Source organism: Massilia sp. YIM B02769, assembly GCF_030411995.1.
In the GTDB taxonomy this organism is placed as follows: domain Bacteria; phylum Pseudomonadota; class Gammaproteobacteria; order Burkholderiales; family Burkholderiaceae_D; genus Telluria.
On the sequence record NZ_JASNRC010000002.1, the window covers coordinates 179,069 to 200,227 of the forward strand.

At 65.5% G+C, this 21,159-nt stretch carries 18 protein-coding genes; 11 read left to right on the forward strand and 7 right to left on the reverse strand.

Annotated features, from left to right (window positions below; translation table 11 throughout):
* Positions 1–38 precede the first annotated feature (38 nt).
* The 4 genes from QPK31_RS03535 to QPK31_RS03550 all read left to right on the forward strand — a co-directional run bounded on the left by QPK31_RS03535 (position 39) and on the right by QPK31_RS03550 (position 7,325).
* Entirely contained in the window at positions 39–1,322 is a 1,284-nt protein-coding gene (locus tag QPK31_RS03535; protein WP_290421567.1) for an efflux RND transporter periplasmic adaptor subunit, read from the forward strand.
* 43 nt (positions 1,323–1,365) lie between these two features.
* Positions 1,366–4,527, forward strand: a complete 3,162-nt coding sequence (locus QPK31_RS03540; RefSeq protein ID WP_290421568.1) for an efflux RND transporter permease subunit — start codon at positions 1,366–1,368, stop codon at positions 4,525–4,527.
* A 5-nt stretch (positions 4,528–4,532) separates the two neighbouring features.
* Positions 4,533–5,963: an efflux transporter outer membrane subunit gene (locus tag QPK31_RS03545; protein WP_290421858.1), complete on the forward strand. Its 1,431-nt coding sequence runs from the start codon at positions 4,533–4,535 to the stop codon at positions 5,961–5,963.
* Positions 5,964–6,410: 447 nt separating this feature from the next.
* A complete protein-coding gene (locus QPK31_RS03550; RefSeq protein ID WP_290421569.1) occupies positions 6,411–7,325 on the forward strand; it encodes a M28 family peptidase in 915 nt (304 codons plus the stop codon).
* An 88-nt stretch (positions 7,326–7,413) separates the two neighbouring features.
* Here the strand turns inward: QPK31_RS03550 and hemW are convergent, their stop codons facing one another.
* The 5 genes from hemW to QPK31_RS03575 all read right to left on the reverse strand — a co-directional run bounded on the left by hemW (position 7,414) and on the right by QPK31_RS03575 (position 12,291).
* Positions 7,414–8,655, reverse strand: a complete 1,242-nt coding sequence (gene hemW, locus QPK31_RS03555; protein ID WP_290421570.1) for a radical SAM family heme chaperone HemW — start codon at positions 8,653–8,655, stop codon at positions 7,414–7,416.
* Positions 8,652–9,236 carry an RdgB/HAM1 family non-canonical purine NTP pyrophosphatase gene (gene rdgB, locus QPK31_RS03560; RefSeq protein WP_229439941.1) on the reverse strand — a complete coding sequence of 195 codons (585 nt, stop codon included), beginning with the start codon at positions 9,234–9,236 and terminating at the stop codon, positions 8,652–8,654. The genes hemW and rdgB overlap by 4 nt, the downstream gene beginning before the upstream one ends.
* Positions 9,237–9,618: 382 nt before the next feature.
* Positions 9,619–10,347: a ribonuclease PH gene (rph, locus tag QPK31_RS03565; RefSeq protein WP_290421571.1), complete on the reverse strand. Its 729-nt coding sequence runs from the start codon at positions 10,345–10,347 to the stop codon at positions 9,619–9,621.
* A 15-nt stretch (positions 10,348–10,362) separates the two neighbouring features.
* On the reverse strand, positions 10,363–11,286 hold the full coding sequence (locus QPK31_RS03570) for a PP2C family serine/threonine-protein phosphatase (protein WP_290421572.1): 924 nt from the start codon (positions 11,284–11,286) through the stop codon (positions 10,363–10,365).
* Positions 11,287–11,295: 9 nt separating this feature from the next.
* Positions 11,296–12,291, reverse strand: coding sequence for a serine/threonine-protein kinase (locus QPK31_RS03575; RefSeq protein WP_290421573.1), 996 nt, complete (start codon positions 12,289–12,291; stop codon positions 11,296–11,298).
* Between the two features lie 159 nt (positions 12,292–12,450).
* On the opposite strand from QPK31_RS03575, the gene QPK31_RS03580 reads away from it, so the two are divergent.
* The 4 genes from QPK31_RS03580 to QPK31_RS03595 all read left to right on the forward strand — a co-directional run bounded on the left by QPK31_RS03580 (position 12,451) and on the right by QPK31_RS03595 (position 16,813).
* Entirely contained in the window at positions 12,451–13,338 is an 888-nt protein-coding gene (locus QPK31_RS03580; RefSeq protein WP_290421574.1) for a YicC/YloC family endoribonuclease, read from the forward strand.
* Between the two features lie 198 nt (positions 13,339–13,536).
* Positions 13,537–14,181 carry a guanylate kinase gene (gene gmk / locus QPK31_RS03585; protein WP_290421575.1) on the forward strand — a complete coding sequence of 215 codons (645 nt, stop codon included), beginning with the start codon at positions 13,537–13,539 and terminating at the stop codon, positions 14,179–14,181.
* Positions 14,182–14,233: 52 nt separating this feature from the next.
* Complete coding sequence (gene rpoZ / locus QPK31_RS03590) at positions 14,234–14,437, forward strand: DNA-directed RNA polymerase subunit omega (RefSeq protein ID WP_005665923.1); 204 nt, start codon at positions 14,234–14,236, stop codon at positions 14,435–14,437.
* 135 nt (positions 14,438–14,572) lie between these two features.
* Positions 14,573–16,813, forward strand: a complete 2,241-nt coding sequence (locus QPK31_RS03595) for a bifunctional (p)ppGpp synthetase/guanosine-3',5'-bis(diphosphate) 3'-pyrophosphohydrolase (RefSeq protein ID WP_290421576.1) — start codon at positions 14,573–14,575, stop codon at positions 16,811–16,813.
* Between the two features lie 259 nt (positions 16,814–17,072).
* On the opposite strand, the gene QPK31_RS03600 is transcribed toward QPK31_RS03595, so the two are convergent.
* A complete protein-coding gene (locus QPK31_RS03600; RefSeq protein WP_290421577.1) occupies positions 17,073–17,669 on the reverse strand; it encodes a biliverdin-producing heme oxygenase in 597 nt (198 codons plus the stop codon).
* 39 nt (positions 17,670–17,708) lie between these two features.
* On the reverse strand, positions 17,709–18,275 hold the full coding sequence (gene greB, locus QPK31_RS03605; protein WP_290421578.1) for a transcription elongation factor GreB: 567 nt from the start codon (positions 18,273–18,275) through the stop codon (positions 17,709–17,711).
* Between the two features lie 59 nt (positions 18,276–18,334).
* Here greB and QPK31_RS03610 point away from each other — a divergent pair, with 59 nt between their 5' ends.
* The 3 genes from QPK31_RS03610 to QPK31_RS03620 are packed head-to-tail and all read left to right on the forward strand — an operon-like array spanning position 18,335 to position 21,065.
* Positions 18,335–18,964 (forward strand): hypothetical protein, encoded by a 630-nt coding sequence (locus QPK31_RS03610; protein ID WP_290421579.1) that lies wholly within the window; start codon positions 18,335–18,337, stop codon positions 18,962–18,964.
* The gene (locus tag QPK31_RS03615) at positions 18,961–20,421 is read left to right on the forward strand and encodes a histidine kinase (RefSeq protein ID WP_290421580.1); all 1,461 of its coding nucleotides are present in this window, start codon (positions 18,961–18,963) and stop codon (positions 20,419–20,421) included. The genes QPK31_RS03610 and QPK31_RS03615 overlap by 4 nt, the downstream gene beginning before the upstream one ends.
* On the forward strand, positions 20,418–21,065 hold the full coding sequence (locus tag QPK31_RS03620) for a response regulator transcription factor (protein ID WP_290421581.1): 648 nt from the start codon (positions 20,418–20,420) through the stop codon (positions 21,063–21,065). The genes QPK31_RS03615 and QPK31_RS03620 overlap by 4 nt, the downstream gene beginning before the upstream one ends.
* Positions 21,066–21,159: the final 94 nt, after the last annotated feature.

A 21,159-nucleotide genomic window follows, 5' to 3' on the forward strand; every position in this document is an offset into this window, starting at 1 on the left:
CACACGTAATGCGCTCTGCCCACTCCTCACCTCTGTCCATGACCCGGATCGCTGCCTGCACGCTGATGGCCGTGACCCTGCTGTCGGCCTGCGGCAAGAAAGATGCCGAACAAGGCGCCGCCGGCGCCAAGATGCCGCCGCCGCAAGTCGGCGTCATCACCACCAAGTTCCAGTCGGTGGCCCTCGAAACCGAACTGCCGGCACGCGTCGAAGCGATCCGCACGGCCGAAGTCCGTGCCCGCGTGAATGGCGTGGTGCTCAAGCGCACCTTCACCGAAGGCAGCATCGTCAAGCAGGGCCAATCCCTGTACCAGATCGACCCGGCGCCTTACCAGGCCGAGCTGAACGCGGCCCAGGCTTCGGTCGGCCGCGCCCAGGCCAACCTGACCGCGGCATCGGCCATCGTCGACCGCTACAAGCCGCTGGTCGAAGCCAACGCCATCAGCAAGCAGGAATACACCAATGCCGTCGCCAGCGCCGAGCAGGCCCGCGCCGACGTCCGTTCGGCCCAGGCCCAGCTGAAGATCTCGCAGATCAACGTCGGCTACTCGAACGTGTATGCTCCGATCTCGGGCCGCATCGGCCGCGCGCTCGTGACCGAAGGCGCCCTGGTCTCGGCCGCCGAAGCCACCCAGCTGGCCCTGATCCAGCAAACCGATTCGATGTACCTGAACATCACCCAGTCGGCCTCGGAACTGCAGCGCCTGCGCAAGCAGGCCGGCAACCGCGGCATCGACTCGGCGATCCCGGTCACCGTGATCCTGGACGACGGCACCGTACTGTCGCGCCAGGGCAAGCTGCTGTTCTCGGACGTGACCGTCGACCCGACCAGCGGCCAGGTGACCCTGCGCGCCCAGGTACCGAACCCGGACAACGCCCTGCTCCCGGGCCAGTACGTGCGCGTGCGCCTGGCGCAAGCCGAACTGCCGTCGGGCATCCTGGTCCCGCAGCAGGCCGTGACCCGCGGCGGCCAGACCGGCGACACCCTGATGGTGATCGGCGCCGACAACAAGCCGACCCCGCGCACCGTCAAGATCGCGTCGCAGGAAGGCAGCAACTGGGTCGTGACCGATGGGCTGAAGGAAGGCGAACGCGTGATGGTCGACGGCTTCCAGAAGCTGCAGATGATGCCACCGGGCACCCCGGTGCAGCCGGTCGCCTGGACCGCGCCGAACGCCGCCGCTCCGGCCGCCGCGGGCAACCCGGCCCAGCAGCCGAACGCCGCCGGCGCCACCGCCACGAATGCCGCGGCCGGTTCGCGCACCCCGGATGCCGGTTCGCCGGCCGCCGGCGCGACGACCCCAGGCCAGAGCCGCCAGTAATGGCTCGCCGAGTCATCACTGAGTAAAACGAACAGGACTTTTCATGGCACGTTTTTTTATTGACCGCCCTATTTTTGCCTGGGTGATCGCGCTGTTCATCATGGTGCTTGGCGGTGTAGCCGTCAATCAGCTGCCGATCGCGCAATACCCTACCGTGGCGCCTCCTGCCATCGTCGTCAACGTCGCTTATCCGGGCGCGTCGGCACAGGTGCTCGAGGACTCCGTCATCTCCGTCATCGAACGCGAGATGAACGGCGCCCAAGGCATGATCTACATGGAATCGACCAGCCAGGCCAACGGCACCGGTTCCATCACCATTTCGTTCGAGACCGGCACCGACCCCGACCTGGCCCAGGTCGATGTCCAGAACCGCCTGTCGCGTGCGACCCCGCGCCTGCCGCCGGCCGTGACCCAGCAGGGTGTGCGCGTCGACAAGTCGCGTTCCAACTTCCTGCTGTTCACCATCCTGTCGTCGGACGATCCGAACTGGGACCCGGTGGCGCTGGGCGACTACGCTTCGCGTAACGTCCTGCCGGAACTGCAGCGTATCAAGGGCGTGGGCCAGGCCCAGCTGTTCGGTACCGAAAAGGCGATGCGTATCTGGATCGATCCGGCCAAGCTGGTCGGCTTCAACCTGGCGCCGTCGGACGTGAACAGCGCGATCAGCCAGCAGAATGCCCAGGTGGCATCGGGCACCATCGGCGACCTGCCGCTGGCGCAAGGCCAGCAGATCACCGCCACCGTTGTCGTGGCCGGCCAGCTGGCAACCGTCGAGCAGTTCGGCAACATCGTGCTGCGCGCCAATCCGGACGGCTCCACCGTGCGCCTGAAGGACGTGGCCCGCATCGAGATCGGCGGCCAGGCCTACGCTACCTCGGCGCGCCTGAACGGCAAGCCATCGGCCGGTATCGGCGTCCAGCTGTCGCCATCGGGTAACGCCCTCGAAACCGGCGACCTGATCAAGGCCCGCATGCAGGAACTCTCGAAGTTCTTCCCGCATGGCATGAAGTACACGATTCCTTACGACTCGACCACCTTCATCAACATCTCGATCGAGCAAGTGGTGCACACCCTGCTCGAAGCGATCGCGCTGGTGTTCGTCGTGATGTTCGTCTTCCTGCAGAACTTCCGCTACACCCTGATCCCGACCATCGTCGTTCCGGTCGCGCTGCTGGGTTCCTTCGCCTGCCTGCTGGCGCTGGGCTTCTCGATCAACGTGCTGACCATGTTCGGCATGGTGCTGGTGATCGGTATCGTGGTCGATGACGCCATCGTGGTCGTCGAGAACGTCGAGCGCATCATGTCCGAGGAAGGCTTGCCGCCGCTGCAGGCAACCCGCAAGGCCATGGGCCAGATCTCGGGCGCGATCATCGGTGTGACCGTGGTCCTGATGTCGGTGTTCGTGCCGCTCGCGTTCTTCGCCGGCGCCGTCGGCAACATCTACCGTCAGTTCTCGGCGGTGATGGTGACCTCGATCGCCTTCTCGGCCTTCCTGGCGCTGTCGCTGACCCCGGCGCTGTGCGCGCACCTGCTGAAACCGGTCGAAGCCGGCCACCACCACGAGAAGAAGGGTTTCTTCGGCTGGTTCAACCGTAACTTCGCCGCCGGCGCCAAGCGCTACGAGGGCTTCGTCGGCTCGATCCTGAAGCGCGCCGGCCGCTGGATGGTGGTGTTCGTGCTGCTGGTCGGTATCGTTGGCCTGCTGTTCACCCGCCTGCCGAACTCCTTCCTGCCGAACGAAGACCAGGGCTACGTGATCGCCAACATCCAGTTGCCGCCGGGCGCCACCGCCGAACGTACCAACGTGGTGCTGCACGCGCTCGAAGACTTCGTCATGAAGCAGCCGGAATACGCGAACATCGTGGCCGTCACCGGCTTCTCGTTCTCGGGCCAGGGCCAGAACATGGGTCTCGCCTTCATTCCGCTGAAGGCCTGGAGCGACCGTAAAGGCGATGGCCAGGATGCGCAATCCTTCGCCAACCGCATCACGATGCACATGGGCGCCCTGCGCGACTCGTTCATCTTCGTGGTGAGCCCGCCGCCGATCCCTGAACTGGGTACCGGCACCGGCTTCTCGTTCCGCCTGCAGGACCGCGGCGGCAATGGCCACGAAGCGCTGGTCAAGGCACGTAACCAGATGCTGGGCATGGCGATGCAGAGCAAGGTCCTGACCGGCCTGCGCCCTGAAGGCCTGGAAGACGCGCCGCAGCTGAAACTCAACATCGACCGCGACAAGGCGCAAGCCCTGGGCGTGACCTTCGGCGCGATCAACAATGCGCTGTCGACCTCGCTGGGTTCGAGCTACGTGAACGACTTCCCGAACGCCGGCCGCCTGCAGCGCGTGATCGTGCAGGCCGACGCGCCGAACCGCATGCAGCCGGACGACCTGCTGCGCATCAACGCCCTGAACACCCAGGGCCGTCCGGTGCCGCTGTCCTCGTTCGCGTCGACCGAATGGGTCACGGGTCCGATGCAGACCATCCGCTACAACGGCTATCCGTCGATGAAGATCACCGGCGAACCGGCTCCGGGCTACTCGAGCGGCCAGGCACTGGAAGAAATGCAGCGCCTGGCAGCCCAGCTGCCGCCTGGCTTCGCGTATGAATGGACCGGCCAGTCGCGCGAGGAAATCCTGTCGGGCTCGACCGTGTTCATCCTGATCGCCTTCTCGCTGCTGGCGGTGTTCCTGGCCCTGGCCGCACTGTACGAAAGCTGGACGATTCCGGTGGCCGTGCTGCTGGTGGTGCCGCTGGGTATTCTGGGTTCGCTGCTGGCGGCCTACATGCGCGGGCTGTCGAACGACGTCTACTTCAAGGTCGGCCTGATTACCATCATCGGCCTGGCGGCGAAGAACGCGGTCCTGATCATCGAGTTCGCGAAGGACCTGCAGGCGCAAGGCAAGTCGCCGATCCAGGCGGCGCTCGAAGCGGCCCACCTGCGTTTCCGTCCGATCATCATGACCTCGCTGGCATTCATCCTCGGCGTGCTGCCGCTGGTGATCGCCAGCGGCGCCGGCGGTGCAGGCCAGCGCGCCATCGGTACCGGCGTGATGGGCGGCATGATCACCGCAACCGCGCTCGGCGTTGTCTTCGTGCCGGTGTTCTTCGTTGTCGTGCGTACGCTGTTCAAGGGCAGCAAGCGCCAGAACGACCTGTACACGCATCACGAAGATACCGGCAGCGTAGCGAAGGAAAAAATCCAATGACTGTTATGACCAAGACGAAACGTTTTACCCCCCTGGTCCTGGCGCTGGCCCTGGCCGGCTGCATGAACCTGGCGCCGAAGTACGAGCGTCCGGCCGCGCCGGTGGCCCCCGCCTTCCCGGAAATGCCGCAAGTCGGCGGCACGGCCCTGCCGACCGCCACCGGTGAAGCGCCGGCCAACATCGTCTGGCAGCGCTTCTTCGCCGATGCGCGCCTGCGCCAGCTGATCGAGCTGTCGCTGGCCAACAACCGCGACCTGCGCGTGGCGATCCTGAACATCGAGCAGGCCCGCGCCCAGTACCGCATCGCCCGCGCCGACCGCCTGCCGACCGTGTCGGCGGCGGTGACCGGCACCCGCCAGACCGTTGGCGAGGACCAGCCGATCTCGAGCACCTACCAGGCCGGCCTGAGTGTGTCCGCCTTCGAGCTCGATTTCTTCGGCCGCGTGCGCAACCTGTCGGAAGCGGCGCTGGCGCAATTCCTCGCCACCGAGGAAGCGCGCAAGACCACGCAGGTCAGCCTGATCGCCTCGGTCGCCAACAGCTACCTGTCGTTGCTGGCCGACGACGAGCTGCTGGCGCTCACCGAGGAAACGCTGAAGACGCGCGAGGAATCGCTGCGCCTGACCCAGCTGCGTTTCGACAACGGCGTCTCGTCGAAGCTCGACCTGCAGCTGTCGGCCTCGCTGGTGGAAACGGCGCGCGCCACCCTGGCGCAACTGCGCCGCCTGCGCCAGCAGGACAACAACCTGCTGACCCTGCTGGTGGGCCAGCCGATCCCGGCCGACCTGCCGCAAGGCGCCACCCTGGCGACGACCGAGCTGCCGGACCTGCCTGCCGGCCTGCCGTCGGACCTGCTGACCGTGCGTCCGGACATCCGTTCGGCCGAGCAGCAGCTGATCGCGGCAAACGCCAACATCGGCGCGGCGCGCGCGAACTACTTCCCGCGCATTTCGCTGACCGGCAGCGCCGGCAGCGTCAGCGACGAGCTGTCGGGCCTGTTCAAGAGCGGTACCTTCGGCTGGAGCTTCGCGCCGCAGGCGATCCTGCCGATCTTCGACTACGGCCGCGTGCGCGCCGGCGTCGAATCGGCCCAGGCTGGCCGCGACATCGCCGTGGCCCAGTACGAGCGCTCGATCCAGACCGCGTTCCGCGAAGTGGCGGACGCGCTGGCCGGCCAGGCCACCTACAGCGAACAGCTGCGCGCCCAGCGCGCGGTGGCCGTGGCCGAGCAGGACCGTTTCAACTTGTCCGACCTGCGCTACCGCAGCGGCGCGGCCAGCCAGCTGGATTTGCTGGATGCGCAGCGCTCGCTGTTCCAGGCGCAGCAGCAGACGGTGGAAGCGAACCTGGCGCGCTTGCAGAACCAGGTGACCTTGTACCGCGTGCTGGGTGGCGGGTGGAGCGAGCCTGTGGCTGAGGCGCAGGCGTCGCGCTGATCGCTTAGTTTGATCGCATGAAAACCGGAGCCGTGTGCTCCGGTTTTTTTTCGCCGCCGCTACGCGCACTGGTCTTGGGTTGAACTTGGCGACACTGGACAACCGTAGGGTGGACGGCTTCACCCAGGCGTTTGTTCGGCAGCGATGCTGGCGCCGTCCACGCGTTCGAACATCATGTGCAAGCCCGGGCCATGTCCGGCGTGCGTTGAACGCGTGGACGGCGCATACGTCACGGTCATGCCGCATCCCGGGTGGAGCCGACCACCCTACGGTTTTCGCCACGGATTCGTGTGGTGGTATCGGGTTGAACTTGGCTACACTGAACAGGTCTACCAGTAGATGCCATTGAGGGCGCCCTTCCAGGCGCCGCACACTGCCATGCGAAACTTTTTTCAGTCACATTGGAAAGTCATCGTTGCGCTCCTCCTGCTCATCCTGGTGGCGGTCATGACGCTGACGCCTGAAAACGCCGGCGCCGCGTCCACGCTCGCCGACCGCATGCGCCAGCACGTCGCTGCCGTCGCTTCCGAAGAGCACAACACGCGCACGCCGGCGCAACTCGAGCGCGCGGCCGTCTACATCGAAACGACGCTGAGAAAAGCCGGCTATACGCCCTTGCGCCAGGAATACGCGGCCGGCGAGCTACGGGTGCGCAATATCGAGGTGGCGGTGGCGAATGTGGCGAAGGGCAAGCGGCCTGAGCGCATCTTCATCGTCGGCGCGCATTACGATTCAGCGCAGGGAGCACCCGGGGCCAACGACAATGGGAGCGGCACGGCCGCCGTGCTGGAACTGGCGCGCCTGCTCAAGACGGTGCAGCCGGCAGCAGGTACCGAAGTGCGCTTCGTGTTCTTCGTGAACGAGGAACCGCCCTTCTTCCTCGGCGAGGAAATGGGCAGCATGCAGCATGCGGCCGAGCTGAAACGGCAAGGCCTGGCGGTCGAGGGCGCGCTGGTGCTGGAGACGATGGGCTATTACTCGGATGCGGCGGGCAGCCAGCAGCTGCCGCCGGGGCTGGATGGGCAGTATCCGGACACCGGGAATTTCATTGCCTTTGTCGGCACGATCGAATCGTCGGCGCTGGTACGGCAGGCGTTGGCCGCATTCCAGGCGGCGTCGGATTTCCCGGCGCAGGGACTGGCGGCGCCGGCGCATACCATGGGGGTGACGCTGTCGGATCATTCGTCGTATAACCGGCACGGGTATCCGGCGTTGATGATTACGGATACGGCGTTCATGCGCTACCCGTATTACCACACGGCGCAGGATACGCCGGACAAGCTGGATTACGACAGCATGGCGCGCGTGGTGGAGGGGTTGGCGAAGACGATTGCGGCGTTGGCGGGGGCGACACGGGGGTAGCAATCGCGCCCGGTTATTGTTGGGTGCCAGCGCGGCGGTTTGCATGGTGGGTTCGAGAACCCACCCTACGACATCCCGCCAACGTCCGTTATTTGCCTTCGCCGAGGAACATCTCTTGCAGGTCGTTGAGGAAGCGCTGGCCCAGTTCCGTTGGCTTGATCAACTTGAAGTCGCGGGTCAGCAAACCCTTGGCTTCGGCGGCGTCCAGGGCTTTCGAGATGGCGGTGATGCTCATGCCGGTGCGTTCGCCGAACAAATTCGGATCGAAGCCTTCGGTCAGGCGCAGGGTGTTGAGCATGAACTCGAAGCCCATGTCGGCGCGCGCGATCTCGTGCTCTTCCTGTACCGGGTTGCCGCGCTTCGCCGCTTCCATGAACGAGCCGGGCTGCTTGAAGCGCGCCTGGCGCAGGATACGGTGCGGGAACGACAACTTGGAGTGGGCGCCGGCGCCGATGCCGAGGTAGTCGCCGAAGTTCCAGTAATTCAGGTTGTGGCGTGCGCGCCGGCCCGGTTGGGCATAGGCCGAGACTTCGTAGTGCTCGTAGCCGGCGGCCGGCATGGTCGCGGCGATCATGTCCTGCATGTCGGCGCTGGCGTCGTCGTCGGGCAGGGTCGGCGGGTACTTGGCGAAGACCGTGTTCGGTTCCATCGTCAGGTGGTACAGCGACAAATGTGGCGGCGCGAACGACAGCGCGGTCTTCAGGTCATGCTCGGCCTGCGCCAGGGTCTGCGAGGGCAACGCGTACATCAGGTCGAGGTTGAAGTTGTCGAAGGTGTTGTGCGCGATTTCCACCGCGCGCAGCGCTTCGCGCTCGTCGTGGATGCGGCCCAGGGCCTTCAGGTGCTCGCCGTTGAAACTCTGGATGCCGATCGACAGACGGTTGATGCCGCTCTCGCGGTACTGGCGGAATTTTTCGACTTCGAAGGTGCCGGGATTGGCTTCCATCGTGATCTCGGCGTCGAGTTCCAGAGGCAGCAGCGTGCGCAGGTCCGACATCAGGCGGTCCAGGCCGGCGGCCGACATCAGGCTCGGCGTGCCGCCGCCGATGAAGACCGTGTGGATGCGGCGGCCCCAGATCAGGGGCAGCGATTGCTCGAGGTCGAGGCGCAGCGCGTCGAGGTATTCCTTTTCCGGCAGCTCGCCTTTCGCCTCGTGCGAGTTGAAGTCGCAGTAGGGGCACTTGCGCACGCACCAGGGGAAGTGGATGTAGAGCGAGAGCGGCGGCAGGGCCGTCAGGTTCAGGGAACCGGGCTGCAGGTATTGCAGGGCCGCCTGTGCCGGCGAACGTGCTTCGCCGAGGTTCACGCCGGCGACTTTGATCGGGATCATTTCAGTTTCTCTACCAGTGCGCGCAGGGCCTGGCCGCGGTGCGATTGCGCGTTTTTCTCGGCGGGCGTGAGTTCGGCCGTGGTCTTTCCCAGCGCCGGGATCAGGAAGTGCGGGTCGTAGCCGAAGCCGTTGTCGCCGCGCGGGGTAGCGATGATTTCGCCGTCCCAGCGGCCATCGGCGATGATCGGCTGCGGGTCGTCGGCGTGGCGCACGTAGACCAGCACGCAGTAGTAATAGGCCGATTTGTCGGCTTTGTCGGCCAGGTCCGCGACCAGTTTTTCGTTGTTGCGGGCGTCGGACTTCGGTTCGCCGGCAAAGCGCGCCGAGTACACGCCGGGGGCGCCGCCGAGGGCATTCACGCAGACGCCGGAGTCGTCAGCCAGGGCCGGGAGGCCGGTCAGGCGCGCGGCGTGGCGTGCTTTCGTCAGGGCGTTCTCGACGAAGGTGGCGAACGGCTCTTCCGCCTCGGGCACGTTGAATTCGCCTTGCGGGTGCAGGGTGAAACCGATCGGGCCGAGGATTTGCTGGAATTCTTTCAGCTTGCCGGCGTTGTTCGAGGCGAGGATGAGGCGTTGGGTCATGGTGGTATGCGGGCGGGATGGAGCGAAGGCGGTATTTTACCGCTTGTGGATATGCTGCGCCGACGGAGCCATGGCCCGCGGCGGCGACCGTACGGTGGGCACTCCGTGCCCACGCGGAACGATGCGCAACGGTAGCGCCGGCGAAGTCGCAAACGAGGCAGATGGCACGGCATCCGAAAAGCGCATTGTTGGCATGTCGTCCATCGTTGACGCCGCGGAGCGAGTCGTCCCCGCAGCAGGTGCAAGGACGAGCACGTAACCGCGTGGGCACGTGTTTGAAGCCCCCGGCTTCAAACACCCCACCGTACGGTTCACGCCGCGTGGGCAGGTTGTCATTGATGCCAACGGCATCAATGATCCAACATACGGTTGAGGCTGCGGGTTACTGGATGCCGAGCGACTGTTTTTGCAGGCCGATCAGGTCGGCGATGCCGGCCTGCGCCAGGTCGAGCAGGCGGTTCATGCCGGCGCGGTCGAACGCCGCGCCTTCCGCCGTGCCCTGCACCTCGATGAAATGGCCCTGCTCCGTCATCACCACGTTCATGTCGGTATCGCACCCCGAATCCTCCACATAATCCAGGTCCAGCACCGGCGTACCCTGAACCACCCCCACCGAGATCGCGGCCACGAAATGCTTCACCGGCACCGCGGTCAGCACGCCGCGCTCGACCAGCTTCGAGAACGCATCGTAGGCCGCCACCATCGCCCCGGTGATCGACGCGGTACGCGTACCGCCATCGGCCTGGATCACGTCGCAGTCCAGGTGCAGGGTGCGCTCGCCGAACGCTTCCAGGTCGAACGCCGCGCGCAGCGAGCGGCCGATCAGGCGCTGGATTTCCTGGGTGCGGCCGGACTGCTTGCCGCGCGCGGCTTCGCGGTCCATGCGCGAATGGGTCGAGCGCGGCAGCATGCCGTATTCGGCGGTCAGCCAGCCCTGCCCCTTCCCTTTCAGGAAGCCCGGCACCTTGTCTTCGATGCTGGCGGTGCAGATCACCTTGGTGTCGCCGCATTCGATCAGCACCGAACCCTCGGCGTGCTTGGTGTACTGGCGGGTGATGCGGATGTCGCGCAGCTGGTCGACGGCGCGGCCGCTAGGGCGGGAGAGGGTCATGTAATGGGCCTGTGTTTATTTGAGGATGTTGGAAGACTTCTCGATCGCCTGGTTGATCTCGGCAATCGCCTTTTCGATGGCGTCTTCGTCGAAGGGGTCGAGGTCCGGGGCGGCATCGACGCTGCCGATGGTGCTGCTGACCTGGTCCTCGGGCAGCATCTGGGTCGAGACCACGTTCGGCAGGCCGGCGTCGGCATTATCGAGCCCCTGCCAGGCAATGGCGAGGGCGGTGGTGTTGTCGCAGCGTGCGCCGCCGCGCGCCACGGCGCTGGTCACCAGCTCGGGCACGGCCTGCACCACGGTTTTCGTGGCCAGCTTGAACACGATCTCGTCGTCCGGCACCGAGGACCACAATCCGTCCGAGCACAGCATCAGCACGTCGCCGGTCTGCAGGCCGATCTGCTGCGAGATGTCGATGCGCGGCGGCGTCTGCGCGCCGAGGCAGTTGTACAGCTTGTTGCGGTCGGGGTGGCCGGCGCGGTCCGCCGGGCTGGCCTTGCCCTTGTCGATCAGGTATTCGAGATGCGAGTGGTCGCGCGTGCGCGCCAGGATCTTGCCGCCGCGGAGCCAGTACAGGCGCGAGTCGCCGCAGTGCACCCACAGCGCGCAGTTGTGCTGCACCAGGCAGGCCACGATGGTGGTGCGCGGCGTGTCCGGCAGCTGGTGGCGCGCGGCATAGGCGTGGATGTCGCGGTGGGCTTGCGTGAGCGCCTCTTCCAGGAAGCGCTCGGGCTTCTTGATGTAAGGGCGCGCCTGCATCTGGAACAGCATCGACAGGGTCTGCATGGCGATGGTGGCGGCGATCTCACCGTGCAGGTGGCCGCCCATGCCGTCGGCCAGCACCAGCAGCAGCGCGTCGCGCGTGAAGCAGTAGCCCATGCGGTCCTGGTTGACGCGGCGCCCGCCGATATGGCTTTGCTGGTAGACGGAAAACTGCATGCTGGTTCCTCAGTCGTTGCCCGATTTGGCGCGCTTGAAGCCGCCCAGGCGGTTGAACAAACCACGCAGGCCACCTGGGGCCGGCGCCGGATCGTTTGCCGGTTCATCGGCCAGCGGTGTCGCCGGCGCCGTCTGCAAGACCTTCTGCACCTCGAACACGCTGCGCGGACGCGCCATCGGGTCGAGCGCCAGGCAGGCACGCACCACGCCGGCCAGTTCGGGCGAATATATGGTGGCCAGGTAGTCGAAGCGCGGGCCCATTTTATCGCCTGCCTTGCGCGCGTCGGCGGCCTGCGGCGGGCCGCCGCTCATGCAGGCGAACAGCGCCGCGCCGATGCTGTAGATGTCGGACCAGGGGCCGAGCGGCGCACCTTTCACGTACAGCTCGGGCGGCGCGAAGCCGGGCGTGTACATCGGCGCCAGCGCCATCAGGTCCTTGTTGATCGCCTGACGCGCGGCGCCGAAGTCGAGCAGGATCGGCGAGCAGTCGCTGCGCAGGTAGATGTTGGCCGGCTTCAGGTCGAGGTGCAGCAGCTTGTTGGCATGCACTTCGCGCAGCCCCAGGCAGGCGCGTGTAAACACCTTGCGGATGAAGGCTTCGTTCAGGCGGCCGCCCTTGCCTACCACGCGCGCGATATGTTCCTGCAGCGAGTGGCCGGATTCGTAGGCCATGACCATGTACACGGTCTCGTTGGCGCGGAAGAAGTTCAGGATGCGCACCACGTTCGGGTGCACGATGCGCGCCAGCGCGCGGCCCTCCTCGAAAAAGCATTTCAGGCCGATGCGAAACAGCGGCGCGTTCGGCCTGGCGATGGTGGGAGACAGTTCGCCCGGCTGGCGCAGGGCGAGTGCGCTCGGCAGGTATTCCTTGATGGCCACCGCATTGCCCTCGGCATCATATGCAAGATAGACAATACTGAACCCGCCGGACGCGATTTTCTTTACAATGCGATATCCGGCAATCTCCAGCCCATCCGGCAAGGGTGCGTTATTTTGTGCGGCCATACTGAAGAGTTCCTTGCATAACACGGCGATTGTGTGGATAAATGTCGGTCTTGTAAAGAATAATGAGCGTCGGGTAAAGTAAATACGCGCGTATCGCGTGCGTGGTTTCCTGAAAGCCGGGCGCCCTGAAAACCGGGGACTCCATTGAGCATTTCAAGCATGACTGGCTATGCGGTTGCCACCAGCGAAGGCGCTGCCGGCACCCTCACGATCGAAATCAAGAGCGTCAATTCGCGCTTCCTCGATCTGCAGTTCCGCATCAACGACGAACTGCGTGCGCTGGAGCCCGACCTGCGCGCGGCGATCATGGCCGCCATCACCCGCGGCAAGGTCGAGGCGCGCCTGTCGTTCGGCCGCAAGGCCGCCGGCGGCACGCAAGCCCTGAACCACGAACTGCTGGCCGACCTGGCGCGCCTGCAAAGCGAAGTCAGCCGTCACTTTACCCAGGCCCAGCCGATGACCGTGGCCGAGCTGCTGCGCTGGCCGGGCGTGGTCGAGGAAGCCCACGTGGGCCAGGAGTCGCTCCAGGCCGACGTCGCCGCCCTCACCGCGCGCACCATCGCCGCCTTTGTCGATAGCCGCCGGCGCGAAGGCGCGGCGCTGGAAGCGATGCTGATCTCGCGCATCGAGGCGATGGAAGCCATCGTCAAGCGCATCACGCCGCTGATTCCGCAGGTGATCTCGCAGTTCCAGCAGAAGGCGGTCGAGCGCATGCAGGATGCATTGGGCCTGGCCGGCCACGGCAACGGCTCGGTGCTGAGCCGCCAGGAAGTGTTCGAGCGCATCCGCCAGGAAGTAACCCTGTACGGCATCCGCATCGACGTCTCGGAAGAATTGTCGCGCCTGTCGGCCCACCTGAACGAAACGCGCCACATCCTGAAAAAAGGCGGCCAGGTCGGCAAGCGGCTGGACTTCATGATGCAGGAACTGAACCGCGAAGCGAACACGCTGGGCGCCAAGGCGGCGGTGAAGGAACTGGCGGATGCGTCGATGGAGCTGAAACTGCTGATCGAGCAGATGCGCGAGCAGGTGCAGAACCTGGAGTAAACACAATTTAAAATGGCGGTGCGGTTTGCATCAGCCGGTTGGACGCGTGGGCACGGGGCGCCCACCCTACGTTGGATACGGTAGGGTGGGCGCCCTGTGCCCACGCGTTACGTTTGCAGGACGCCGGCTTCGCTTTATGATGCACAATCGCGGTATCAAGCCAAAACCACAGTACACACGAATCAAAAGGAACACACCATGCTCACCACCGCCTTCTCCGGCAGCCTGTTCGTCGTCGCCGCCCCGTCCGGCGCCGGCAAATCGACCCTGGTCAACGCGCTGCTCAAGCAGGAACCGGGCATCCAGCTGTCGATCTCGACCACCACGCGCGCCCCGCGTGTGGGCGAGGAAGACGGCGTGCACTACCACTTCACCACCGCCGAGGATTTCGAGCGCCGCGCCGACCGCGGCGAGTTCCTGGAGTGGGCCGAGGTGCACGGCAACTTCTACGGCACCAGCCGCCTGAGCGTCGAAGAGAAGATGAAGTCGGGCACCGACATTCTGCTGGAAATCGACTGGCAGGGCGCGCGCCAGGTGAAGAAGCAGTTCCCGGATGCGGCCGGCATCTTCATCCTGCCGCCGTCGATCGCGGCCCTGGAAGAGCGCCTGCACAAGCGCGGCACCGACGAACCGCACATCATCACGCGCCGTTTGCTGGCGGCCGGGGGCGAGATCGCTCACGCTCCCGAGTTCGAATATGCTATCATCAACGAAGAGTTCAACGTCGCCTTGGCCCAACTACAGGCGATTGTCCAGGCGACACGTTGCCGCTTCGCCCAACAGGCCGCCCGCAACGCCTCGCTGTTTGCCCAGCTGGGTATCCACGTACTGCAACAACCGTAATTTTTCCAGCGTCGCCCGCGCCGCTGCTTCCATCTATTCTGGAGTTACCACCATGGCCCGTATCACCATCGAAGATTGCCTGAAAAACGTCCCGAACCGCTTCCAGCTGACCCTGGCCGCGACCTATCGCGCACGCCAGCTGCTGCAGGGCCACACCCCGAAAGTCGAAGCAAAGGACAAGCCGACCGTCGTCGCCCTGCGCGAAATCGCCGCCGGTAAAGTTGGCCTGGAAATGCTGAAGAAAGTGCCGATGTAATTCCTGGCGTCATACCGTCAGTTACATCCAGCAACCGGCGGGTACCCCCCCGCCGGTTTGCGTTCCGGCTTGCACGATTCGGCAGTCCGTAATTCTGTTATTCTGTCACGACACTGCGGCTGATCGACATAACGTATGAACCTGTTTCCCCCAGATACGACTAATTCTGGCAATCCCCCTGCCCGCGCCAAGCGCCCGGGCAAGCCGCAAGACACTGCCGAGGCGCCTGCCCCCGGCGTAGCCTCGGTCACCCAGCTGATCGACAAGCTGTCCGACTACCTCACTCCCGCCGAACTCAAGAAAGTCCGCGAAGCCTACCGCTTCTCCGACGAGATGCATCTCGGCCAGGTGCGCAAGTCGGGCGAACCGTATATCTCGCACCCGATCGCGGTGGCCGAGATCTGCGCCGAGTGGAAGCTCGATGCGCAAGCCATCATGGCCGCCCTGCTGCACGACGTGATCGAAGACCAGGACGTCAAGAAGGAAGAGCTGATCGAACGCTTCGGCGCGCCGGTCGCCAACCTGGTCGACGGCCTGTCGAAGCTGGAAAAGATCGAGTTCCAGAGCCTGGTGGAAGCGCAGGCGGAAAACTTCCGCAAGATGCTGCTGGCCATGGCCTCGGACGTGCGCGTCATTCTCATAAAACTGGCCGACCGCCTGCACAACATGCGCACGCTGGGCGTCATGGTCCCGGCGAAAAAGCGCCGCATCGCCGGCGAGACGATGGAAGTGTACGTGCCGATCGCCCACCGCCTCGGCCTGAACAACATCTACCGCGAGCTGCAGGACCTGGCTTTCTCGCACCTGTATCCGCTGCGCTACCGCACCCTCACCAAGGCGGTGAAGTCGGCGCGCGGCAACCGGCGCGAGGTGGTGAAAAAGATCCTCGAATCGGTGAAGCAGACCCTGGCCATGGCCGGCATCCAGGCCGAGGTGTATGGGCGCGAAAAGACCCTGTTCGGCATCTATAAAAAGATGCGGAATAAACACCTGTCGTTCTCGCAGGTGCTCGACGTGTACGGTTTCCGCGTCGTGGTCGACAACATCCCCAACTGTTACGTGGCGCTCGGCACCCTGCACGGGCTGTACAAACCGATGCCCGGCAAGTTCAAGGATTACATCGCGATCCGCAAGATCAACGGCTACCAGTCGCTGCACACCACCCTGATCGGCCCCTACGGCACCCCGGTCGAATTCCAGATCCGCACCCAGGACATGCACCGCACCGCGGAAAGCGGCGTGGCGGCGCACTGGCTGTACAAGACCGGCGACCAGAACATGTCGGACCTGCAGCAGCGCACCCACGCCTGGCTGCAGTCGCTGCTCGACATCCAGCAGCAGACCGGCGACTCGGCCGAATTCCTCGAACACGTGAAGGTCGATTTGTTCCCGGATTCGGTGTACGTGTTCACGCCGAAATCGAAGATCATCGCCCTGCCGCGCGGCGCCACGGCGCTCGACTTCGCGTATTCGATCCACACCGGCATCGGCGACCACTGCGTGGCGGTGAAGATCAACAACGAAACCCAGCCGCTGCGCACCGAGCTGCACAACGGCGACATCGTCGAGATCGTCACCGACCCGGATTCGCGCCCGAGCCCGACCTGGCTCAGCTACGTGCGCACCGGCAAGGCGCGTTCGGCGATCCGCCACCACCTGCGCACCGTGAACGTCAACGAATCGGTGGAACTCGGCCAGGACCTGCTGGCCCAGGCGCTGGCAGCGCGCGGCATCCCGGCCGAGCTGCCGGCATCGACCATCGAGCGCGTGCTGGCGGAATCCTCGGCCAAGTCGATGGACGAGCTGTACGCCGACATCGGCATCGGCAAGCGCATGCCGGCGCTGGTGGCGCGCCATATCTTCGGCCTGATGGAAGGGGCCGACGACGCCCTGCCGTCATCAAGCCAGCCGCTGTCGGGCGACATCGACCCGGTGACCATCTACGGCAGCGAAGGCGTGTCGGTGCAGCTGGCGCCATGCTGCCTGCCGATCCCGGGCGACGGCATCGTCGGCCAGCTGCGGCGCGACCAGGGCCTGGTGGTGCACACCGCCGACTGCCTGCCGGCCAAGCGCCTGCGCGCCAAGGAACCGGACCGCTGGATCGCCGTGCAATGGGGCGAGGAGCTGAACCGCCGCTTCGACTGCCGCATCCGCCTGTTGATCAACAACGAAAAGGGGATTCTGGCGCGCGTGGCGGCCGAGATCGGCGAGTCGGACGGCAACATCACGTATGTCGGCATGGACGAGGACGACGAAAACATGATGACGCAGTTGCGCTTCACGATCCAGGTGAAGGACCGGGTGCATCTGGCGCATCTGATCCGCAACCTGCGCAGGGTAGCGGGCGTGAACCGGGTCGAGCGCGAGCGCGCCTGAGGTTCAGGCGATACAGACGAACAGCCCACTTCGGTGGGCTGTTTTTTTTGGTTTCACAAGCTCGTAGGGTGGACGGCTGCACCCGCTCGGGTGAACATCTTGCGGCTATCGCGCCGTCCACGCGTTCAACCCACGCCGGAACCGATGCGCGGCTGAGCGGAGGCCGGTTGAACGCGTGGACGGCAGTTCGGCAGCGTGTCCGCACGCCATACGGTGTAGCCGTCCATCCTACGCTGTGACAAGCCGTCGCGACAGCGTTTCAGACCCCGGCCAGCGCCAGGATGCGATCGAAGGCATCGCAGGCGCCCGCGCAGGCGTCGGCGACTTCCTGCTCGCCCCGCACTTCGGCACGCAGCGCCAGCATGAAGGCGCGCCAGCGCGGGCCGGGGCCTTCTTCGCCCGAACCGCGCAGGTAGCGCAGCGGATGCGGCGCAAGCTGATCGGTCAGGCGTTTGTACAGCACCGCGCCACCCAGTTGCGAGCCTTCAACGACATAGGCCACGCCCCAGCGGTAGGCGGCGCTGGCGTCAGCCGGCCAGCCCGGGCCGGACGCAGGCAAAGGCGCGGCAAGCCCGGCCAGCGACGGCTCGGCCAGGTCGGCTTCGATCAGGGACAGGTGCGGCGCCTCCGGCAAGCCCCCGGCACCCTGCGGGCCGTCGTGGAAGCCGGCCAGCCACTCTTTCATCGGCGCCAGCCAGGCGCGCAGCAGTTGCAGGTGGGTGGCATAGTCGGCCAGGGTGGCGTCGGGTTTCGACAAGGGCAAGCCGCTGTCGAGGCGTTCGTGGCGTGCGTTCGTGCCCTGGCGCAGCGCGGCCAGGACGTCAGACTCGCGCGCGGGGTCGTGAGGTCGGTTCATGGCACGCATCTTACCAGCCATGCCGGATTGAAGCGTGGATCAGTCAGCGATCGGTTCCGGGTATTCGACGCTGAGGATTTCCAGCTCGTCGACACCGTTCGGCGTCTGCAGGGTGATGACATCGCCCTCGCGCGCCTTGGTCAGCGCGCGCGCCACCGGCGACACCCAGCTGATGCGTCCGCGCAGCGGATCGAGTTCGTCGACGCCGACAATGGTCACCGTGTGCTCTTCGCCGGCTGTATTCGAATAGGAAACAGTCGCCCCGAAAAACACTTGATCGTTTCCATAATGGACACTCGGGTCGACCACGAAGGCCGAGTCCATGCGCTTGGTGAGGAAGCGGATGCGGCGGTCGATTTCGCGCAGGCGGCGCTTGCCGTAGATGTAGTCGCCGTTTTCCGAGCGGTCGCCATTCGAGGCGGCCCAGTGCACCACGCGCACGACCTCCGGCCGGTCGACGTCGATCAGCTGCAGCAGCTCGTCCTTGATGGCTTGGTAGCCGGCGGGCGTGATGTAGTTCTTGGCGCCGGCCGGGATGGCCTGCGCCAGGGCGACGGCTTCGTCATCGTCGTCGTTGTCGCTCTCTTTTACGAATGCCTTATTCATAAGCTTATTATAAGGATATGGGAGCGGAAGCGCCGCCGGATTGCATTATCATCGCAGGGATGAAGCCGACACCCCCTTCCCGATCTCCGCTGCTCGCGCCGCTGCTGTATGTCGCCGCGCTGTTGCTGCTGCTCGAGGAATGGCTGTGGCGCTGGGGCAGCCGCTGCGCCAGCGGCATCGCCGACTGGCCGCCGCTGGCCTGGCTGGAAAACGCGGTACGGCGCCTGCCGCCTTATCCTGCCCTGCTGGTGTTCGCGCTGCCGGGCTTGCTGCTGCTGCCGGTCAAGCTGCTGGCCCTGCTGGCAATCGCCCACGGCCACCCGATGTGGGGCGTGGCCACCTTCGTCGTCGCCAAGCTGGGCGGCGCGGCGGTGGTGGCGCGCCTGTACGTGCTGACCCTGCCATCCTTGCTGGCGCTGGTCTGGTTTGCGAGGTGGCACAATCGCTTCATCATGTTCAAAGACCATGTCATCAGCCGTTTGCGCGCCAGCCCGACCTATGTGCGGCTGCGGCGCGGCGTGTCCGCCCTGCGCAGCAGCCTGCGCCGCAACCTGCGCCTTTTGCGCCGCCAGCTGCGCCCGTCGGTGCCCTTCGGCAGCCGCCATGCCACGCGCAGCGCGCGCGCCTTCCGCCGCTTCGTCTCGCTGTGGCGCCGGCGCCGCCAATCCACCGAATCCGAACGCCCATGAACACAGCCGAGCCGATCCTGGCCGCCCCGATGCAGGCGGCCGCTTCCGAAATGTTCCTGATCGACGCCGCCACCCTGGCCCTGGTCGACGTCAACGGCGCCGCGCGCCAGAACCTGGGCTACGAAGGCGACGCCTTGCATGGCGCGAATGTCAGCCTGGTCGCCCCGGAACTCGACGGCACTGCCCTGAACGGCTTGCTGGCCGGCCTGGGCGACGAGATCGGCGAGCAGCGCTGCCTGCGCACCCGCCTGCGCCGCGCCGACGGCAGCCTGTACCCGGCCAAGCTGACGTTTTTACGCATCCAGCGCGACAGCCGCGAGTTGCTGCTGGCGATGGGCGACGACCTCTCGCCCGAGCAGGCCGCCGCCACCGCCCTGGCCCAGTCGCAGGCACGCTACAACGCCATCGTCGACCACACCCCGGGCCTGGTCTACCAGTTCGTACTCGGCGCCGACGGCCGCCATGAGTATCCGTATTTGAGCGAAGGCTGCGCCGCCCTGCTCGGCGTGCAACCGGCGGCATTGCAGGCCGACCCCGATCTGTTCCTGCGCCTGATCCTGCCCGAGGACCGCAAGGGCTACCTGGAGACGATGGCGGTATCGAAGGTCAGCCTGTCGGGCTGGAATTGGGAAGGCCGGATCTGGATTGAGGCCTGGAAAGACGTCAAGTGGATCAACCTGCGCGCCACCCCGCACCCGGCGGCGCACGGGGCGGTGCAGTGGGACGGCATCATGACCAACATCACCGAGAGCAAGAACGAGCAATTGGACGTGCTGCGTTCGCGCGCGCGCCTGGCCGAACTGACCGAGCACAGCGAGCAGGTGAAGGAACAGGAACGCGCGCGCATCGCCCGCGAGATCCACGACGATTTGGGCGGCAACCTCACCGCCATCAAGATGGCCTTGTCGATGCTGAGCGCACGCCTGCCCCAGGACCCGCAACTGCAGGAAAAGGCCGCCTACCTCGACAGCCTGGTCGACCGCAGCATCGAGGCGGTGCACCGCATCTCGCTCGATTTGCGGCCCTCGACGCTGGACCTGGGCATCGTTGCCGCCCTCGAGTGGCAGGCGCGCGAATTCGAAAAGACGACGGGCATCGCCTGCGTCTTTCGCAGCGCCGAGCGCGACATCGAGCTCGACCCCGACCACGCCGCGGCCCTGTTCCGCATCTTCCAGGAGGCGCTGACGAATGTCGCCAAGCACGCCGGCGCCACCCGCGTGACGGTGACGCTACGGCGCCAGCGCCAGCATCTGACGCTCGCCATCGCCGACAATGGCCGCGGCATGCTGCCGGCCGACCGCCTGAAGCCGCACTCCTTCGGCCTGCGCGGCATGAGCGAGCGGGCGCGGGCGCTGGGCGGGACCCTGGCCTTGTCGGCGGCGCCCGGAGGTGGCACGATGGTGACCATCAAGATCAGGCTGGCCCCGGCGGCCTCGAAAGACAACACGCAACAATGACCGACAAAGCAACCATCCGCGTCTTCATCGCCGACGACCATGCCATCGTGCGCGAAGGCCTGAAGCAGATCCTGGCCGAGCAGCGCGACATCGTTGTCGCCGGCGAAGCCGAGAACGGCCTCGACGCCGTCAAGCTGTTCCGCAAATCGCGCCCCAACGTCATGCTGCTCGACATCTCCCTGCCCGACCGCAACGGCATCGAGGTGCTCAAGCAGATCAAGCAGGACAAGCCCGAGCTGGCCGTGCTGATGCTGTCGATGCACCGCGAAGACCAGTACGCCATCCGCGCCCTGAAGGCCGGGGCGGCCGGCTATCTCACCAAGCAGAGCGCGCCGCGCGAGCTGGTGAATGCGATCCGGCAAGTGGCCGGCGGCCAGAAGTACGTGAGCGCGGCGCTGGCCCAGGCGCTGGCGAACAGTGTCGGCAGCGACCACGAGGCGCCGGTGCACGACAGCCTGTCGGACCGCGAGTTCCAGACCCTGACCATGATCGCCTCGGGCAAGACAGTGAGCGAAATCGCGCGCGAATTGTCGCTGTCGGTCAAGACAGTCAGCGAATACCGCGCGCGCCTGCTGGCGAAGATGAACCTGAAAACCAGTGCCGAATTGACCACCTATGCGATACGTAACCAGTTAGTGGAATAGGGGAAATGGCCATTGCCGCTAAGTAAGGGACCTTTCGGCCTCTATTCGCGTAATGACAAACACAAAACCTGCTTATCATTACGCCAAACTTAAA

Excerpts from the sequence above, each read along its gene's own strand:
- QPK31_RS03580 (WP_290421574.1), top strand. The coding sequence starts at position 12,451 with ATGACTGGCTATGCGGTTGCCACCAGCGAAGGCGCTGCCGGCACCCTC.
- QPK31_RS03620 (WP_290421581.1), top strand. The coding sequence starts at position 20,418 with ATGACCGACAAAGCAACCATCCGCGTCTTCATCGCCGACGACCATGCC.
- rpoZ (WP_005665923.1), top strand. The coding sequence starts at position 14,234 with ATGGCCCGTATCACCATCGAAGATTGCCTGAAAAACGTCCCGAACCGC.
- greB (WP_290421578.1), bottom strand. The coding sequence starts at position 18,275 with ATGAATAAGGCATTCGTAAAAGAGAGCGACAACGACGACGATGACGAA.
- rdgB (WP_229439941.1), bottom strand. The coding sequence starts at position 9,236 with ATGACCCAACGCCTCATCCTCGCCTCGAACAACGCCGGCAAGCTGAAA.
- QPK31_RS03540 (WP_290421568.1), top strand. The coding sequence starts at position 1,366 with ATGGCACGTTTTTTTATTGACCGCCCTATTTTTGCCTGGGTGATCGCG.
- QPK31_RS03535 (WP_290421567.1), top strand. The coding sequence starts at position 39 with ATGACCCGGATCGCTGCCTGCACGCTGATGGCCGTGACCCTGCTGTCG.
- QPK31_RS03575 (WP_290421573.1), bottom strand. The coding sequence starts at position 12,291 with ATGGCCGCACAAAATAACGCACCCTTGCCGGATGGGCTGGAGATTGCC.
- QPK31_RS03570 (WP_290421572.1), bottom strand. The coding sequence starts at position 11,286 with ATGCAGTTTTCCGTCTACCAGCAAAGCCATATCGGCGGGCGCCGCGTC.
- gmk (WP_290421575.1), top strand. The coding sequence starts at position 13,537 with ATGCTCACCACCGCCTTCTCCGGCAGCCTGTTCGTCGTCGCCGCCCCG.
- QPK31_RS03550 (WP_290421569.1), top strand. The coding sequence starts at position 6,411 with ATGACGCTGACGCCTGAAAACGCCGGCGCCGCGTCCACGCTCGCCGAC.
- QPK31_RS03545 (WP_290421858.1), top strand. The coding sequence starts at position 4,533 with ATGACCAAGACGAAACGTTTTACCCCCCTGGTCCTGGCGCTGGCCCTG.
- QPK31_RS03600 (WP_290421577.1), bottom strand. The coding sequence starts at position 17,669 with ATGAACCGACCTCACGACCCCGCGCGCGAGTCTGACGTCCTGGCCGCG.
- QPK31_RS03595 (WP_290421576.1), top strand. The coding sequence starts at position 14,573 with ATGAACCTGTTTCCCCCAGATACGACTAATTCTGGCAATCCCCCTGCC.
- QPK31_RS03615 (WP_290421580.1), top strand. The coding sequence starts at position 18,961 with ATGAACACAGCCGAGCCGATCCTGGCCGCCCCGATGCAGGCGGCCGCT.
- QPK31_RS03610 (WP_290421579.1), top strand. The coding sequence starts at position 18,335 with ATGAAGCCGACACCCCCTTCCCGATCTCCGCTGCTCGCGCCGCTGCTG.
- rph (WP_290421571.1), bottom strand. The coding sequence starts at position 10,347 with ATGACCCTCTCCCGCCCTAGCGGCCGCGCCGTCGACCAGCTGCGCGAC.
- hemW (WP_290421570.1), bottom strand. The coding sequence starts at position 8,655 with ATGATCCCGATCAAAGTCGCCGGCGTGAACCTCGGCGAAGCACGTTCG.